Below are 16,827 nucleotides of genomic sequence, written 5' to 3'. Positions count from 1 at the left end.
CATTAATTCCATTAAAATACCAATTTTAGTTCAGAAGTCACAATATTTGTTAAAATGATATTTCCTGAAAGGGTAGAACGCGCTTCTTAATTTACATTTAAAGGATATTTCGTCATCAGCATTCATATGCTTTAACTCTGTCCCCGAAGTGGAAACTCCGTCCCCGAAGGTTAACTCCGTCCCCAAGTGCTAACGCCTAATTCGTGTAAAAAAAGACCGGAACAAATGCCCCGGTCTCATCTATTACATATATTCACTTTGTTTTTTCAAAGCCAATTTCTTTTAAAGCTGACTTCAGAGTTGCGTATGATGGTACATCTGAAAAGTTCAGTCCAAGCTGGATGATGGTCTGTGCCATTTCAGGAGAGATTCCTGAAATTTTCGGCTTAACGCCAATTAGTTTTAGAGAATCAATGACCTGAAATAGTTTATGCGCGACGAATGTATCGACCATCGCGACGCCTGAGAGGTCGATAACAAATTCACTTACGTTTAGATCAAGACATTTGTTAAGTGATTCTTCCATGATCAGTTTGGCACGGTGGGTGTCAATTGTTCCAACAAGTGGCAATACAGCTACACCTGCATCAATTGGGACAACCGGCACTGACATTTCAAGCATCTGATCCTGTGAAGCCTTTAAAGTTTGTGTCTGAACTTCAACAAATGGCAGGCAAAAATAATAAACCACGTCATCTACGGTACGGTCAAGAATTGCCAGCACGTCATAAAGATTTGATAATGAATAATTTTGTGCGATTGCTGTTTCTTTAATAATATTGCCAATCGCTGTGCGGTATTCCGGTACTTCTCTTAGCATTGAATCCAGTGAGATACCCATCTCTGCGCATGCTTTTCCAGTCTTCGTACCCCAGTGTTCAATGCGTTCCTGCCGCTCTTCTATCGTCATGGATAATGATTCTCCATAAAGTGTTACGAGTTCGATGCGTAATTCAAGCAGGTTTTCTTCGAGTGCTTCAAGTCGTTCATAGCGTTTATTTTGTTTTTTAGTAATTGACTTAGCGAGATCCACCCGCTGTTCTAAAATTGTGTCTGTCAGATTTTTTAAGGTTGGTTCGAGGTATGTATCAGCCATTTCGGACCCCTTTCTGGCGGTAAGAATGTTGGTTGTTCTGATCAATGATTGTTTGTATGTGTCTATGTAGACTGGCTTTCATCATTCATAGAAAATCGTTAGCTTAAAAAATATACCCTTATTTTTAAACTATAAACATTAATCTGATTGTTTTTTTTGTGTAACAGATGAAGGGGGGATTTTGTCGATTTTTGTCTTTATATATTATTTTTGTAACAAGGTGATTAAGAAACGATGATTTTGTTGAATGAACTGATTTAGCGGCGTAAGATGATGTCAAAGGGAGGCGATAACTGATGCAGAAAGAGATTCTTTTTGATAGCAGTGAGCAGCATGTCTACATAGCGTCCATGCAGCCTTCAAATGTACGAAATGTGAGCCTGACCGGCGCAATACCAGGTTCAAGAAACGGCTCTACAATCGACGATAAAAAATGCAAACCGCTTCAATAGTCTATAGACATCCTAGAGATCTACAGGAGGTGTGATTCGATGAAACTTTATCATGCAACCACAGTGCTTATCGCGATTTTACTTATTTCTTATATCGGCTTAAAAGTGTTTACTGACATGTTCCAAACGGCTTTCAACGAATCATTTTTAATTGAACTCGTCATGATTTTCGGCATAATCGGCCTCGCTACCTTTTTAAGCTGGAAAGCGCAGGAGAAAGAATATTATTAATATAGAAGAAAAAATCCCGGGACAATAAATTTGTTCCGGGATTTTTAATCGTTTCGCTGCGCTTCGGGCTGACGCTTTCCGGACGGAGGTTGCGGGGTCTCAGCTTCCCTCTTATAGTTCCAGAGTCGCCACCCTCCGCTCCGCTACACTATGATTTCTTTATTTTTTGTTTTCATAAGAAATTCATCATCTATCTTACATAGCATACTCTATGGTTCTCACGTCGTATGCAAAGGCAGATCATGTAATCTTTTTGGTAACAGTACGATTGGGATTTCCTTTATTTCGTCTCCATAGATGTCAGTCATTTGTGCGTCAAGCTGGCTGAATAGTTTGTCAAACCATTCCTGTACTTCTTCATCAGCAAATACCCTGTCGATGAAAAATTCGACGGTTGTGGCATTGTTTTTGCGCTGAAACATTTTGAGTTCGGAAATGGATTCATGCAGGTCAAGTGCTTTCAGTCGTTTTGTGTAGAATTTGAGCAAAACGCCATCAATTTGGTTTTCCTTCATTTTACCTGGATCCCCTTCATATTTTACAACTGCAATGTCCTTTTCAAACTCAGGGTTATCTTCTCTTTCAACTAAATAGTCCGGCAGTGCAAATACCGCTTCTGTTACATCTTCATCTTTATAAAACTGGTGGTCATCCACCGTCCATTTATTATCGCGGAGCCTTTTACAGATTTCCATAAATAGTACTTTTCCCATTGGGTCGAGCAACATGGCACCCTCTCCCCTTTCATTCAATGTTTCTTGTACTATGACCGCTTTTACCATTTTCTAAACCCTGTATAAGAAAATGGGATTTTGAGCATATTGTTAATGCGGAAGCGGGCTGATGATTGGAGCTTCAGCTGTGCAGAAACAAAGATGGGTTTTAATAACTGCTAAGACAGAAAATACTTCAGCATAAAGAATTGATAAAATAAATTCTCAATAAAGAACAAAAAGTATTGTGATAATCCGATAAAAGAACTATAATAGGTATAACAAATAGAGAAAAAATATTAGGAGGCGGTAATGTGGGTCAGGAATCTTATCAGTTGAGTGTTCGTTATAAAGATTTCGAGTATGCAGTTTCTGGTGATCGGTCATTTGTTGATGAGCATGATAAGGTGGTCCAGGCCTACCTTGCTAAAATGATGAAAGAGGATTTGAAGACTGGTTCTGGCAGGCAGGGAAAGATCTCAAGTACGTTTGAGATTGAGAAAAAGACGCAGACTGCACCCAAGCCTTTACCTCAAACGAATAATGCCGAGAAGCCCGATATTCAAAAATTTCTCGAAAATTTACCTTTAAATGCGGAATGGCAGTTCACGCTTGCGATGGCTTATTATTTGTCACATTACAAACAGCAGTCTTCTTTCACTGCTAAAATGGTCCGTAAACAATTCCGTGAAGCGCGGCATACCGTGCCAAATAATATCCACTTAAGCGTTCATACGTGTGTGAAAAAAGGCTATCTTCAGGAGTCGGGGCATCAGGATCTGCAGAAGATTTATGAGGTTACTGAGTCAGGTTATGCCTATATCGAGACATTGCTTTCGCATGCATCATCCGGTGAGGACCAGACGAATGTAGAGGCTGCCTCTCAGGACATCTCGGAATTTAACCTTGATAATAATCCAGATCCGCGCATGCTTGAGCGTGTGGAAGATCAGGCGCTGAGTATTTTGTATATTTATATGAAGGAATTTGATCGTCCGCATATGTCTGCGAAGGATGTGTATGATGTGTTGAAGAAGCATTTTGCTACAGATTATTCTGCTAAAGCGATCCAGATTGCGCTTAGCCGTTCGCGTCCGCTTGTGGAGAAGATCAAGCATGAGGGTCAGATGCATTATCAGTTGACTGTTAAGGGAATTGATCATATGGAGACGCTGCTGAGTAATCAGTTGTAGTAAACAGCCTGAGACATTTTTTAGTCTCAGGCTTTTTCAATCGTTCCGACGTTCCGGTACGTTTCAGATGAACGTTTTCCGGACAGAGGTTGCTGAGCCTCACCAGCTTCGACAGCCGGGTCTCCTCTTCCTTCTAATTGTACCGGAGTCACCGCATTAGGCTTCGCTGCACTTAGAATTCACGCTATACCGTTTAAATTAATACATATGATCGTGACATTATTAGTGAATGATTCAATAAATAACATCCAGCCGGAAAGCTTTTTAATAATGAATTCGTCATTTTAATAGTCTTAAGTACATGGTGAGCACCAGAAAATGCTGGGTTATTTCGCCTGACTGGTATTCATCTGTGAAGCAAGCCACTGCACCATTTGTTTTGGTGTGAGTTCCTCTTTTTGGCCTTTTGTATGTGCTTCTTTTAATATTGATGTTAAATGTTCGTTTGTAAGTTGTTCCATTGCCATGTGAATCGCTCCATTGTTTTTTACAGTATATTACCTTTTGTCTCTCCATACTAAACCGGACCAAATCACTCTTTTTTCTCCTGGTAATATGGGCTCATCAAGGTAATCAGCTGGGCGTGAGTAGTTAAAGGCGTAGCTGAGTGCACTGCTTAATGAACGCTGACAATATGCCTCATCGTGCGGAAATGTAAAATCAATGGTTCGGGTTTTAGTGTTGCACGAGATTTTTATTGAAAAGGACGATTTTCCGCGAAGTAATATCATGAAGTTAGTTTGTTGTGGAGAAGAGCCCTTTGCGTAATAACGGCAATCTTCTAGGAATACTTTATTCTCTTTGTAAAATAACTGCTGTAACTGCCTGAAAAAATTGTAGTGTGGAAGCCGCTCAAAATCCTGAACTGCATCGTATTCCCTGAAGTCTTTTAAAATTGTATTCAGATTTTGCGGCAGCTCCTCAAAACTAAATGTGTAATGATTCATAAAATCCCCCATAATTCATGATAGCAGCTTCTACAAAGGCACTCCGTCTCAATGCGGGAGCTGAGGTTTTATGAAATGACCAGTTTTCTCTCTATGTTATTGTGACTCTTCAGATTCTAATAATTGCACTTCAACCCATTTTAAAAAATCAATTTCCTCAGGTTTTAATGCTCTGGACAGTTTTTTCTCAAATTCAATACTCGTCTCACGTACCCAATTATGAAAAGTATCCACTTACATTTCCTCCAATTATCAGAAAATTACATATTTATTGTATTTTATAATTTCTTATTATATCTTTTTATCAACAATTTGTTAATCATTTTTATTAAACAAATTGTTGATTTTTAGTTATCAGCCTTTCTGGACCGATATGGTAAATGTATTCCGTATTGGAGAAGGTGAAAACATTGTCTTTAGCAAATTTTCTGAAGCATTATCGTGAAGACATTTTACAAATCAGTCAAAAAGAAGCTGCTATCCAATTAAATATTCAGCCTGCCACCTTATCCAACTATGAAAGAGGAATCCGGCAGGTACCGATTGATACATTGCGTAAAATAAAAGAGATCTACCGGATGGATGACGAACTGTTCATCTCCATCGTGTTACATAAAACAGCTGACCCGAAATTGATCAAAGAATCCCAAGAGACACTTTCCAGAAAAATTATAAAAGCCGAAGACCAAGAGCTCATCGATTTCCTCAGAGAAAACCCGGCGCTGCTCGATGAAATCCGCACACTGTCCCATATGCCCCCTTCCAAGCAGAAGACGCATGTGAGGACTTTGGTTCAATTGCTGAAGGTTTTGAGGAGTAATTATTATTGATTGCATGGCACTGTAGGGACACAGGTGAGTAAGCTTTTGAAATTCCTTATGTCTGTCCCTATGGTGCTCACCAAATAACACTTTCACCTCCGTACCCAGCATGTACATCCTACTAAATCAAGTCATCACTCCTCACCCGGTACTTTAGACCCTTCTATTTTTCTCACTATTACAACATTTAATTTCAAATTACTTCAAGCAGTGACAAGATCAGTGTTTTTCTTTACAATAGAGAAAGCGATTATTTTTGGGAGGTTTGAAGATGCGGTACGGGTTGCGCGAGGGGCTGAAAGACCCTGGCAGATTGATAGATTTCGTGTTGGGCAGCGATGCTGTTTTACATATAAAACGATACATAACTGCTGCTTTTATAGCAGGTTTGTTGATTTTCGGCTTCAGTGCAGTGATCGGTATGGGCACGCAGGAGTGGGCCGGAAATTTTGTTTTATTTTATGGTCTCGAGTATGACCTGCAGCGTTTTTACTTTTTGCTTGGAAGATTGGGACTTGGTTTATTGTATGTGAGTATTGTCCTGTTTTTCCCGGCGCTTTTTTATTGGCTCATGTCAAAAGAGCTGAGATTCAAGCAGGCGCTGGCGCTTTCAGTATTTCCTGTGATGATTCTGCTTTTGGAACAGCTGAGCTATATCGTGCTGATGGCATGGCAGGGAATTGACTGGTATTCATCACCGTTTTCATGGGGTGTGATTGGTCAGTACTTTATCGATCAGGCATGGGTAGTGTACTTTTTAGGTGCGATTTCACTGTTTAAGTTCTGGGTCATTTACTGGCAGTTTATGACGCTGCGTTCTCTCACTTCGCTTAAATGGTGGGCTGCATTTTTAATCCTTCTTGGGTTAAATATTTTATTCTGGACGGCTACTGCGACGCTTGAGTGGCTGCCGTTTTATCGTTATATATTTTTATGAGGGAGGCTGACATTTAGTGAGTACACGAAATAAATGGTTAATTGGCGTTCTCGCAGTTATTTTTGTCGGCGTGAACCTTTTCTTAATAAAACATGATTTGCTGCTTGTAGACAGAACCTCTATTGTCCATGATCAGAAAACGGCGCAGAGTGAGCTTGTTGAAAATGTAATGGTTAAAAACGGTGTAATTCAGACAGCAGTTGAAGAACGAGTGTATTTTTCTGAACAGCTCGGGATGTTTACAAGATTTTTAGTTGAAGAAGGTGACACGGTATCGCCTGGCACACCGCTATACGAGTATACGGTTTCTGATCTGGAAGAACAGCGTCTTGTATTCGAATCGGAAATTGAGCAGATTGAAAGTGAAATTTCTGCGGTGGAGTCTTATATTGATGAGCTTGAGTCGATTGAAAATCAAATTAAGGATACAACATCTTCGTCTTCTGCTGATGCAGGTCAATCGAGTTCGCTTGATGACGAAGAATTACTGGTGACGATTGAGCTTGAAGTCGGAATTGATGTTTCAGATGCGACAGTTGCACAGACGCGTTCCCTGATCAATCAGCAGATTGGCGAACAGGAAGCGCAGGTTGAAAGGCTTGAGGCTGAGCGTGATAAGTACGAACGTTTAGCTGACGGGCTTGAAGACAGTCCGGTTGTAACAGTTGAAAGTGAATATACTGGTCAGATTGCGCGCCTTGCTGAGGATATCAGCCACCCGCTCATTACGATCTACACAGATTCACTTGCTTCTCATTCTAAAATGACGGATGAAGAGGCTAAAATTGTCACTGAAGGCATGCAGGCTAGGGTGACTTCACCGGTTGCTGAATCAGTTGTTGACGGGTCAGTAGCTTCAAATCCACTGCTGCCTGAGCAGGAACCTGATCTGAACGGTAAAAGCATGTACCCTGTTGACATTGATCTGCTTACAGCAACGCAGGACTGGTTTATCGGACAGCACGTTGTGAATGAAATCGTGCTTGAATCAGTACCGAACGCTGTGACCATGCCTGTTATCGGGCTCGATCAATCTAAAATTTATATATTAAACGAAGCTGGTCTTGTAGAGCCGCGAATCGTTGAAATCGGATTGCTCGATGGCGACCGCCAGCAGATTTTAAACGGTCTTACAGCAGGCGAATGGGTAACGGTGGACCCGGAACAGATTGAACGCACGGGGATGCCGTACATCACGCCGATGAGATTCAACCGTCTAACGTTTGATAACCTTGGCTATACGGAGAGCCGGACGAATTGGAAATATGTATTGTTGGGTGTTTTGCCTAATTAAGTTTAGAAGCCTCGCGTGGTGCGGGGCTTTTTTTGTTGGGCTTTTTGGGGATGACGTTTGCAGAGCGGGGTAGCGAGGCGGATCTCGGGTCACATTTACTAAATCTCAGATCACATACAAAAAATTTCGGATCACTTTCTAGATATTTTAGATCATATTTTTTTGAGAGCGAAATTTTTGGGTCAGATCCGGTATTTTTCGAATCACATCCCTTGATTTCCAGATCACATTTCCTCCATTTCGGATCACGTCGCTCCACCTCTCCCTAAATTCATAATATGTTTTTTCCTGAAATGCCCTTCGGAAACTGAGGGGTTAGATCTTCTTATTCCATTCCCCCAAGAAACTAATTACCTTCTTCTGAAATATTTAGTCCCACTCCCCGTTCCCATGCGATCCAGCTCCATTTTTTTAAGAAGCCGCTTGACTGATTGATTTGAAGCAGTCTTAAAAAGCATCCTGAATTGTCTGTTGGTCAATCCTTCTCCAAGTAATAAGAATGCTTCTTCAACTGCATATTCGTAGATGCCAATGCCACTCAGATTACATGCATTGCACCAGCACTTTCTTGCTTTTTTCATGATGTGAAACGCTTTACATGACGGGCAAATAAACCCTTTTATTAAATCATTAAAAGTAATGCTGAATTTTTTGTACCAGTCGATAACATTTTCTTCATGGGCCTGTATCAGTTTTTCACCAAGTTCGATTGCTTTTTTTGCAGATATCTTTTTAGATTGATACTCGTTCATCAATTGGTGCACCGTTTTTGGAATGGCCTGCATTGAAATTGTGTGGAGGAGATCTTCATTCATTTCAGCCTTCACAATTGTTTTCAGGTTGCCCATGACTACATAAGGGATAACGGGAATTTGTAGGTTACAGTGGTGTTTGAGCCATTTACTTAGCAAGTCTGCCTGCCGCTCTGCCTGCAGTTTGAAACTTGGGAATCCCTCCTCTATTCCATTTAGCGTTCTTAATGTCTGATCGTAATGTGACTTAATTTCTATGGTTCCCTTAATGTATTTGATTTCGAAAATGATCACTGCGTTTGGACATATCAGCATTGTATCTATTTGAAAATACATGCCTTTGTATTTCAGACGCAGGTCGCAGATGATCAGGGGTTCGGGTTCAATCATTGTTAAATAGTAATCAGAGCTTTTTTCACCATGAAACCCTGCCAGACATTGTCCAAGTTCTTTTTCAATGTGCGGTTTTGAAGGATGAAAATCCGGCAGTCGATTGTTAATGCATTGAAGCGTTTGAATGGTTTTCGGTAAAATACGCGGTTTTAGTATCATAAATCGTCTCCTTATTTTTGATTGAGAGGCGCATAGTTTTTAGATCACTTTCACTCACTTTCGAGTCACATACGGAATTTTATGGATCACTTTCAGCGATTCTCAGATCAGATTTTTCCTTCATCCTACATTTCGGATCAGATACATAATTTTTCGGATCAGATTGCCCTTTTTTCGGATCACATCCACCAATTTTCGGATCACACCCACGACCTCAAACACCGTTCCACCACCCATTCTCCCCTCCCCCTTCGTTTTTTAGCAAAAGTACGGTATAATAAAAGATACGTTTTTTTTCGAAAAGGTGGAGATGGTGAATGCAAACGCAATTGCTTGCTAATGGGCTGGAGCGGCTGGAGCAGCGTATATTCAGGCAGTTTTCGCCTGCTGATCAGGCTGATGAACGTCTTGTACAAAAGGGATTGTTTTTATATAGGCAGGGCACGGTGTATGAGATGGGGTTTGATGCGAATAATCAGATGCTGAAGGCGAAGGTTCGTGATGTGCATGGCGTGAGCGTGCGTATTTCACTGAATCCTGATAAGGGAAGCAGCTGCAGCTGTCCTGAGGAGCCGTGGTGCCGCCACCGGATGGCTGTTTTTTTTAAGTTTTATCAGCAGCATGCGAGTGTGAGTCAGTGGATTCAGACGTGGCGGAATCAGAAGCAGGATGCACAGGTGCGGGCACAAAAGTCACCTGATGCGTGGCGCAGGCTGGCTGAAACGACGGCTGCTTTGATGCCGCTTGAGAAAATCCAGGAAGACGGTTATTTGATGGAGCATTATATTCTTGCCGGGTACCGCAAGTTTCAGGAACAGGCGCCGGTTGAGAAGGAATGGACTCCTTTATATATGCTGTATGTATCTTTTTACTACTATCATTACCTCGCCGGGAAGTTTGATCAGGAGTCGGCGGATATTACCCGCGGGCTGGAGACAATTATGGAAGCAATGCAGAAAGCTCTGTATGACTTGACTGTGTATGCCCACCCGTTTTCGTTTGATCCATTTTTCAAGAAGCTGAAGTCTGATACGGCGGAGCTGCTTGAGAGAAAGGACCCTCTCAGCTTTTCAGTTTACGGGATGATGTGGTTTCAGTTGTTTACGAAGCGGCGCGACCGGGAGCTTGAAGCTGAACGTTTGGCTACATTGGAACAGTCGGATGAAACGCATCTGGCACAGACGATTTTTGCGCTGCTGAGGAACGATGAGGATTTTGAGGAGCAATTTGCGGCTTCTTCTGAGCTTGCGGTGCCTCACGCGGTGCAGTGGCTTGAGTGGCTGCTGCGCGAGGATGAGATTGACCGTTCAGTCAGGGTGTTAAAAGCGATGCAGAAAAAGCTGGATCTTTATCTGGAGCGGATGGAAAACCATTCTGATCGCCGCTCGTTTGCACTGTGGCTGATTCATAAAATTGAAGGTGAGCAGCTGAGACTGCATGTGCCTGATGTGACAATTAAATTGTATGAAAAACTGCTGCCTTACAGCGCGCGTCATTTAGGTGCTGTGATGCTGGATGCAGGTAAATATAAGGAATGGGTAGAACTCGTCCACTGGATTGATTTTACGCCGGAGGAGCTTGAAGCTGCCGGTTTGAAAAAGCTGATGGAGCGTAAGCCTGAGTTTGCTGCTCCGCTATTACATCAGTGGATCGAGAGTCTGGTTCAGAAAAAGCAGCGCGAGACGTATAAAAAAGCTGTACGCTATTTGAAGAAGCTGAAGAAAATTTATCAGGGGCTGAATGAAGAGCCCCGCTTTGATCTGTATCTTGAGCAGCTGGTTGATCGGTACAGAAGGCTGCGTGCATTTAGAGAAGAGTGCGAGAGGGGGAAACTGATTCATGGAAAAGATTGATGTACTGCCGCTTTCCGACGGTTATTTTTCGATCAGAGTCGTAAATGAAGATGGTGAGATGATCGACCCTTCAATTTGGCAGTACGCGCTGCTTTTATGGCATAAAGAATCGTTTCATGGCACTTCCCTTCCGAACCTCAGCGGACTGCCGGCTGACAGTATTGCGCTCGACAGCTGGGCGGTGCTGACGCTATTTGCTCAGCCAGAGTTCCATGGCCGTGTAAGCTTTGAATTATCTGAGCAGGCGGATTTTATGTATGATGCCGCACCTCTTTTATATGAATGGATCACTGAAGGAAAGTGGCTGGCTGAGTGGAATCACCGGGCTGACGGTGAGACGTTCGAGATGAAGCTTGGCGATGAGTTCTGGAGTGAGTGGGCGGATATGTCCTACAGCGGTGAATCAGCGGATGCAGATCAGAAGAAGTTTATGAATGACTGGTATGAGCATGCGATTACATCGTTTTTTGACCACCATCCGAGAAGCTCGAATCTTGCAGAACGCCTATTCAATAAAGGACATGTCCTGACGGCTGAAGATCTGGCTGCTTATTTTGATGAAAAGAAGTGGAAAATGTGGGTTGAGCAGAAGGATCTTGCACTGCCGTACCGCTTTGGACTGCGGCTTGAGGAACCTGAATCCGAGGAACAGCCGTGGAAAATGCAGCCGTTCCTTCGTGACAGCAGGCGCGCTGACTGGACATATGATCTGAATTTGTCACAGCCGCTGTCTGCCTCCCTTCCTAAAAGGTGGCTCGATGAAGAAACAGCGATCTCACAGGAACTCGATCGCTGGGTGAAGCTGATTCCTTATTTAAAAGAGGATGATCAGTGGCAGCTTGAAATGGCCGAGGAACGTGCATGGCTCTTTTTAACAGAGGGCAGTGAAAAGCTGCTTGCGCTTGATGTTGAAATTCTGCTGCCTGCGTGGTGGCGCTCGATTCAAAAATCAAATGTCGCACTGAAGGCTTCTGTGAAAGGTGATCATAACTACCGCCCGTCATTCGTTGGACTTGATTCCCTTGTAGATTATGACTGGAAAATTTCAGTGAACGGACAGGATCTGTCAGATGATGAATTTCAATCACTTGTGGAAGAAAAGCGACGGTTTATTCAGCTGAACGGTGAGTGGGTTGCGCTCGATCCCGCGATGATTGCAAGGATTCAGGCTGCAATGCAGGCGGCCAAAAAGAACGGCATCAGCATGCAGGACCTGCTTGAGGATCATCTGAATGATGAAGAGGATGACAGCGCGGATGACCTTAGAATTCAGTTTGAATTAAACCGCTCAATGAAGTCGATGATGGAAAAGCTGAATGATACGGGAAAAATCCCGCTCCTTCCTCCCCCGGATGAACTTCAGGGTGAGCTGAGACCTTATCAGCAGCAGGGCTTCAGCTGGATGAGCTTTCTGCGCGCCAACCGTTTTGGTGCGTGCCTGGCTGATGATATGGGGCTTGGAAAAACGATTCAGCTGATCAGCTATATGCAGCATGTAAAACAAGCTGAATCACCTGAGCAGCCATTTTTAATTATCTGCCCGACTTCAGTGCTGGGTAACTGGCAGCGTGAGATTGAACGCTTTGCGCCTGAGCTTGACGTACAGCTTCACTATGGACCAGTGCGTGCGAAGGGTGAAGATTTTAAAGCCTCTATTGCCAAAGCTGATGTCGTCCTGACCTCGTATGGGCTTTGCCATGCTGATCAGGAGGAATTATCAGCGGTGCAGTGGACTGCCGTTGCCCTGGATGAGGCGCAGAATATTAAAAACCCGTTTACAAAGCAGTCTAAAGCGATCCGCAGCTTAAAGGGTCAGCATCACCTTGCTTTAACGGGTACGCCGATGGAAAACAGACTGTCTGAGCTTTGGGCGATTTTCGACTTTATTAATCACGGTTACCTCGGCTCCCTTGCTGCATTCAGAAAGGACTTCATTGCGCCGATTGAACGTGACGGGTCAGAGGATTTAACACTGAAGCTGCAAAAACGGATTCGTCCATTCCTGCTTCGCCGCACAAAGGTGGATCCTGCAGTTGGACTGAACCTGCCGTCTAAAATTGAGCAGAAGGAATTCTGTCCATTAACATCCGAACAGGCTTCACTTTATGAACAGCTCGTACAGGATACGCTTGAAAAAATTCCGCAGCTCTCAGGCATTGAGCGAAAAGGAATGGTACTGCAGATGCTGAACAGGCTGAAGCAGCTGTGTGACCACCCTGCCCTTTACCTGCAGGAGGAATCCCCTGCTGATATTGTGGCGCGTTCTGAAAAGATGGATAAGCTGATGGATCTTGTGGAGCAGATTTTAGAAGCGCGTGAAGGTACGATTATTTTCACGCAGTATATTTCAATGGGTCGCATGATTCAGGATGTATTGCAGAAAAAATACGGCTTTAAGGTACCGTTTTTAAATGGATCAACGCCAAAAGCAATGCGTGATCAGCTGGTTGAGCAGTTTCAGGCCGGTGAATTCCCGGTATTTATTCTGAGTCTGAAAGCCGGCGGAACCGGGCTGACGCTGACTGCTGCGAACCATGTGATTCACTATGACCGCTGGTGGAATCCAGCCGTTGAAAATCAGGCGACTGACCGTGCTTACCGGATTGGCCAGACGCGGTTTGTGCATGTGCATAAGTTTATTTCTTCCGGCACGATTGAGGAGAAGATTGATAAGATGCTTGAGAAAAAGCAGTCGCTGAATGAGGATATTATACGAGGCGATCAGTGGATTACAGAGCTTTCGAATGAGGAGCTTGAGGATTTACTGGTTTTGAATGCCTGAAGAAAACCGTCTGACATGGTCAGGCGGTTTTTTATTGTTTGGGATGAAATGCCGCGATTGATTTCCGTGGAGGACTGCGCTTTCCTGCCCCCGGGCGGTGAGCCTCCTCAGCTTCGCTTGCGGGGTGTCAACTGTCCCTTCCTGGGGTGGGAGTCTCCGTCCTCCACTACAGTCAATCGCTGGATGGTACGTAATAATTTTAATATTTCTTTTTGTTTAGCTGAAAATCAACGCGGAAATCATCAGCCATTTTTTAAAGCACCTATGCCGTATGTAGCATACAAATCGCGGGATATCAGGGGTTGGTTGCGGTAAGCTTTTGACTCCTGCAGGCTGGTCAATGGGGAAGGTTTGACGGGTGCTGCAGGAGTCAGCTGCTTGTTGGAGCGGAGCTTTGGCTTGTTTTATTTGATCGTTTCTAAATGGAAATCTGGTGGAGCTGTACTTTGTGGAATTGGCTGTTCGAATGGGCCGAGGTCTGTTTGCTTTTTGCGGTCCATGAATCTGACTGTATCCACATGTACTTCTGTTGAGTACTGCCTGGTGCCATCTTCTCTTTCATATGACCGTGACTGGATGCTGCCGACGATGCCTACAAGGGATCCTTTTTCACAATAGACTGAGGTGTTTTGTGCGTTGCGGTTCCAGATCGTGCACCTGATGAAGTCTGCTTCAAATTCTCCTGCCTGATTTTTAAATGGCCGGTTGACTGCAATGGTTACGTTCAGCACCTGTCTGTTACCTGCGATTTCTTTTAACTCAGGATCCTTGGTCAGCCTGCCTACTAAAGTTACCTGATTGATCATAATGCAACCTCCTTTCTTTTAGAATAAACTCATCATATATGGCGGTTGAATTGTTGTAAAACATGGAAATATTCAATTTGATGTCGATTTTCATGGTTAAATGTATCAAATGCTCTTAAAAGAAAATCACTTTTTAGACGACAATATTCCCCGGGAAATGATCTAAAATGTTATTTTCAGATTTTTTGTAAAAATTTTCGTTATGTTATAATGTTCGTAAATGAATTGAAGGAGCTGGAGCAATGTGAAGACGTTCAAACTGATGAAAATTCAAATCGTTGAAGATGAGCATATACGGAATTTTAATCTTCATGACGGGCTGATTATTAATAAGGAAGATGAGCATCAGACTTGGATTTTAGAAGCGTTTTTAGATGGTACGGAAACAGAATATTTCCAGCGGCTCCAGCAGAGCGATGATGATATTGAGGTACTGGCTGTTATTTCAAATGAAAAAAACGATCCTGCCGGTTTATTTGCCACTGTTCATGAGGTGAAACCAATTGATGATAAGGTGAGTGTGCTGTTTACAGCGCATATGCGAAATCAGCGGAATGAATACGCTGAAGAGCTGCTTGCGTACATATTAGAGCAAAAAGAGATGGCGGGTGATGAGCTGCTTGCTGAGTTTAAGCATCAGATGAAGGAAAAGCCGAGGATTAAAAAGTGATCAAAAAAGGACTGTTCAAAACATCAGGCATGATGAGTTTTTGAACAGTCCTTTTATATATTATGAAAGTTTTCTTTCTAAAGTCTGAATCACGTATTTTGCTTCTGCTTTACATGAGAAGTCCATTTCGCTTCCTGTACTTAGCTGAAGCTGTTCAATGCGTTCGATCTGAGCCGGAGTCGGTTCTTCTTCGAGCACCTTTTCGATTGTTTCGTTGATTTTATTTGCAAGTTGTTCATGGAATTCAGGGCTTTCTTTTACTGATGGCTCAAGGCTTTCATACCATGATGCCTGTGTTGTAATGTATCTGCTCCATGAATTCATGAATTCAACCATATTGAATTGATCTTCATTCCATTCAATTTCGCTCATGTACTGCTCAAATGCAGTATTGATTGAGCGGGTAATGCTGATTTTAGTCCCTGTTGGCAATTGTTGAAGCATATAAGAAACGAACCTCCTAGCTCTATACTATCCGATAATTTCCCAATGACTGCGATGTGCTCAACGTTGAAGTGAAAAGTCTCTCTGTGCATTTTACCTTATTGGTGTAAAAAGCACAATCATCTATACAACCCAGAGGTATCGCGTGTGTCTTTTATCATGATTACAGTCATTAGGGGTGGAATTAGTCTTGTCTGTTATGTAAGTATTGTTATGGATGAAGACTTTTTAGTACATGATTTACATATGTAAAGACAACCTGCCGGATTGCTCCGGCAGTCGAACTTACTCGTCGCGATTGTCGCGGTCTTCGCGATCGATATCATCTTCAATGATATCTTCGCGGTTTGTGTTGCCCATGCCGTTGTTACGGTCATTGTTACGGTCGCCGTCTATTCCCCAGTCATCATCTACACGGTTGTTGTCCATTCCATTGTTGTCACGATTGTCGTTTATCGGGTTTTCCATGGCGCCTTCGTCGCCCGTCATTCCGTCATCGACGTTACAGCCTACCATTAGTGCAGCTGCAAGTAGTGAACCGGCAGTCATTTTGATATATTTGTTCATTTTGATTCCTCTCCTTTTTGTGGGATGACCATTCACGGTCTGTCGATAGTTTCCCCGGAGAGGTGTGAAATATGTATGCGCATTAAAAGAGACTGGACGAATGTGTCTCAGCCTTAAACCGGCTCACTGCGCTTCAGGCGGACGCTTTCCGGACGGAGGTTGCTGAGCCTCCTCAGGCAAGCCTTACGGGGTCTCAGCTTCCCTCTAATCGTCTCGGAGTCGCCACCTTACGCTCCGCTCACCTAAGATATAAAAAACGAGTCATATATCATACACTATTCAACGCTTACTTTATTGCAAACATGATCTCCGTCTCGCATGCCACTTCGCCATCAACGGTTGCTGTGGCTTTTCCTTTGCCGATTGGTCCTTTGATGCGGATGATTTCAACTTCAAGGCGGAGCTGGTCACCTGGTTTTACCTGGCGCTTGAAACGGCAGTTGTCGATGCCTGTGAAGAAGGCAAGTTTGCCTTTGTAGTCTTCCTGTTTTAGCATAGCAACGGCGCCGGTTTGTGCGAGTGCTTCTACAATGAGAACGCCTGGCATTACCGGGTAGTCCGGGAAATGTCCGTTGAAAAATTCTTCATTTGCTGTGACATTTTTAATGGCAACCGCGCGTTTACCTTCTTCAATTTCCACCACTTTATCAATCAGTAAAAACGGGTAACGGTGGGGAATAATTTCTTTTATCTGCTGAGTATCTAACATCTAAAAAA

The 16,827-nt window shown here is 43.2% G+C and carries 19 protein-coding genes; 9 read left to right on the top strand and 10 right to left on the bottom strand.

The window, feature by feature from the left end; genetic code table 11:
* Nucleotides 1–253: 253 nt before the first annotated feature.
* Nucleotides 254–1,096, bottom strand: coding sequence for an STAS domain-containing protein (locus ACH6CZ_RS09220; RefSeq protein ID WP_374097136.1), 843 nt, complete (start codon nt 1,094–1,096; stop codon nt 254–256).
* 296 nt (nt 1,097–1,392) lie between these two features.
* On the opposite strand from ACH6CZ_RS09220, the gene ACH6CZ_RS09215 reads away from it, so the two are divergent.
* A complete protein-coding gene (locus ACH6CZ_RS09215; RefSeq protein ID WP_374097135.1) occupies nt 1,393–1,548 on the top strand; it encodes a hypothetical protein in 156 nt (51 codons plus the stop codon).
* Nucleotides 1,549–1,587: 39 nt separating this feature from the next.
* Complete coding sequence (locus ACH6CZ_RS09210; RefSeq protein WP_374097134.1) at nt 1,588–1,779, top strand: hypothetical protein; 192 nt, start codon at nt 1,588–1,590, stop codon at nt 1,777–1,779.
* A gap of 218 nt (nt 1,780–1,997) precedes the next feature.
* Here the strand turns inward: ACH6CZ_RS09210 and ACH6CZ_RS09205 are convergent, their stop codons facing one another.
* Complete coding sequence (locus tag ACH6CZ_RS09205; RefSeq protein WP_374097133.1) at nt 1,998–2,507, bottom strand: hypothetical protein; 510 nt, start codon at nt 2,505–2,507, stop codon at nt 1,998–2,000.
* Between the two features lie 299 nt (nt 2,508–2,806).
* Here ACH6CZ_RS09205 and ACH6CZ_RS09200 point away from each other — a divergent pair, with 299 nt between their 5' ends.
* Complete coding sequence (locus ACH6CZ_RS09200; protein ID WP_374097132.1) at nt 2,807–3,685, top strand: hypothetical protein; 879 nt, start codon at nt 2,807–2,809, stop codon at nt 3,683–3,685.
* A 326-nt stretch (nt 3,686–4,011) separates the two neighbouring features.
* Here the strand turns inward: ACH6CZ_RS09200 and ACH6CZ_RS09195 are convergent, their stop codons facing one another.
* The 3 genes from ACH6CZ_RS09195 to ACH6CZ_RS09185 all read right to left on the bottom strand — a co-directional run bounded on the left by ACH6CZ_RS09195 (nt 4,012) and on the right by ACH6CZ_RS09185 (nt 4,866).
* On the bottom strand, nt 4,012–4,152 hold the full coding sequence (locus ACH6CZ_RS09195; RefSeq protein ID WP_374097131.1) for a YwzD family small protein: 141 nt from the start codon (nt 4,150–4,152) through the stop codon (nt 4,012–4,014).
* A gap of 30 nt (nt 4,153–4,182) precedes the next feature.
* On the bottom strand, nt 4,183–4,632 hold the full coding sequence (locus tag ACH6CZ_RS09190; RefSeq protein WP_374097130.1) for a hypothetical protein: 450 nt from the start codon (nt 4,630–4,632) through the stop codon (nt 4,183–4,185).
* 96 nt (nt 4,633–4,728) lie between these two features.
* On the bottom strand, nt 4,729–4,866 hold the full coding sequence (locus tag ACH6CZ_RS09185; RefSeq protein ID WP_374097129.1) for a hypothetical protein: 138 nt from the start codon (nt 4,864–4,866) through the stop codon (nt 4,729–4,731).
* 167 nt (nt 4,867–5,033) lie between these two features.
* On the opposite strand from ACH6CZ_RS09185, the gene ACH6CZ_RS09180 reads away from it, so the two are divergent.
* From ACH6CZ_RS09180 to ACH6CZ_RS09170, 3 genes are all read left to right on the top strand, one after another.
* The gene (locus tag ACH6CZ_RS09180; protein ID WP_374097128.1) at nt 5,034–5,462 is read left to right on the top strand and encodes a helix-turn-helix domain-containing protein; all 429 of its coding nucleotides are present in this window, start codon (nt 5,034–5,036) and stop codon (nt 5,460–5,462) included.
* 262 nt (nt 5,463–5,724) lie between these two features.
* Nucleotides 5,725–6,390 (top strand): hypothetical protein, encoded by a 666-nt coding sequence (locus tag ACH6CZ_RS09175; RefSeq protein ID WP_374097127.1) that lies wholly within the window; start codon nt 5,725–5,727, stop codon nt 6,388–6,390.
* A 16-nt stretch (nt 6,391–6,406) separates the two neighbouring features.
* Nucleotides 6,407–7,684, top strand: coding sequence for an efflux RND transporter periplasmic adaptor subunit (locus tag ACH6CZ_RS09170; RefSeq protein ID WP_374097126.1), 1,278 nt, complete (start codon nt 6,407–6,409; stop codon nt 7,682–7,684).
* Nucleotides 7,685–8,034: 350 nt separating this feature from the next.
* On the opposite strand, the gene ACH6CZ_RS09165 is transcribed toward ACH6CZ_RS09170, so the two are convergent.
* The gene (locus ACH6CZ_RS09165; protein ID WP_374097125.1) at nt 8,035–8,988 is read right to left on the bottom strand and encodes a nuclease-related domain-containing protein; all 954 of its coding nucleotides are present in this window, start codon (nt 8,986–8,988) and stop codon (nt 8,035–8,037) included.
* 317 nt (nt 8,989–9,305) lie between these two features.
* Between ACH6CZ_RS09165 and ACH6CZ_RS09160 the strand changes: the two genes are divergently transcribed.
* The gene (locus tag ACH6CZ_RS09160; RefSeq protein ID WP_374097124.1) at nt 9,306–10,841 is read left to right on the top strand and encodes an SWIM zinc finger family protein; all 1,536 of its coding nucleotides are present in this window, start codon (nt 9,306–9,308) and stop codon (nt 10,839–10,841) included.
* Nucleotides 10,828–13,623 carry a DEAD/DEAH box helicase gene (locus tag ACH6CZ_RS09155; protein ID WP_374097123.1) on the top strand — a complete coding sequence of 932 codons (2,796 nt, stop codon included), beginning with the start codon at nt 10,828–10,830 and terminating at the stop codon, nt 13,621–13,623. Before ACH6CZ_RS09160 ends, ACH6CZ_RS09155 begins: the two co-directional genes overlap by 14 nt.
* Nucleotides 13,624–14,027: 404 nt before the next feature.
* Here the strand turns inward: ACH6CZ_RS09155 and ACH6CZ_RS09150 are convergent, their stop codons facing one another.
* Nucleotides 14,028–14,429, bottom strand: a complete 402-nt coding sequence (locus ACH6CZ_RS09150; protein ID WP_374097122.1) for a single-stranded DNA-binding protein — start codon at nt 14,427–14,429, stop codon at nt 14,028–14,030.
* A 244-nt stretch (nt 14,430–14,673) separates the two neighbouring features.
* Here ACH6CZ_RS09150 and ACH6CZ_RS09145 point away from each other — a divergent pair, with 244 nt between their 5' ends.
* Nucleotides 14,674–15,099: a YwpF family protein gene (locus tag ACH6CZ_RS09145; RefSeq protein ID WP_374097121.1), complete on the top strand. Its 426-nt coding sequence runs from the start codon at nt 14,674–14,676 to the stop codon at nt 15,097–15,099.
* A gap of 60 nt (nt 15,100–15,159) precedes the next feature.
* Here the strand turns inward: ACH6CZ_RS09145 and ACH6CZ_RS09140 are convergent, their stop codons facing one another.
* From ACH6CZ_RS09140 to fabZ, 3 genes are all read right to left on the bottom strand, one after another.
* Nucleotides 15,160–15,543, bottom strand: coding sequence for a hypothetical protein (locus ACH6CZ_RS09140; protein WP_374097120.1), 384 nt, complete (start codon nt 15,541–15,543; stop codon nt 15,160–15,162).
* Between the two features lie 285 nt (nt 15,544–15,828).
* Nucleotides 15,829–16,110 carry a hypothetical protein gene (locus tag ACH6CZ_RS09135; protein WP_374097119.1) on the bottom strand — a complete coding sequence of 94 codons (282 nt, stop codon included), beginning with the start codon at nt 16,108–16,110 and terminating at the stop codon, nt 15,829–15,831.
* 286 nt (nt 16,111–16,396) lie between these two features.
* Nucleotides 16,397–16,819: a 3-hydroxyacyl-ACP dehydratase FabZ gene (fabZ, locus tag ACH6CZ_RS09130; protein ID WP_374097118.1), complete on the bottom strand. Its 423-nt coding sequence runs from the start codon at nt 16,817–16,819 to the stop codon at nt 16,397–16,399.
* Between the last annotated feature and the right edge of the window lie 8 nt (nt 16,820–16,827).

Origin of the sequence: Jeotgalibacillus sp. JSM ZJ347 (assembly GCF_044383825.1) — a bacterium.
GTDB lineage: Bacteria > Bacillota > Bacilli > Bacillales > Jeotgalibacillaceae > Jeotgalibacillus.
This window is presented reverse-complemented; position numbering and strand designations above follow the sequence as displayed.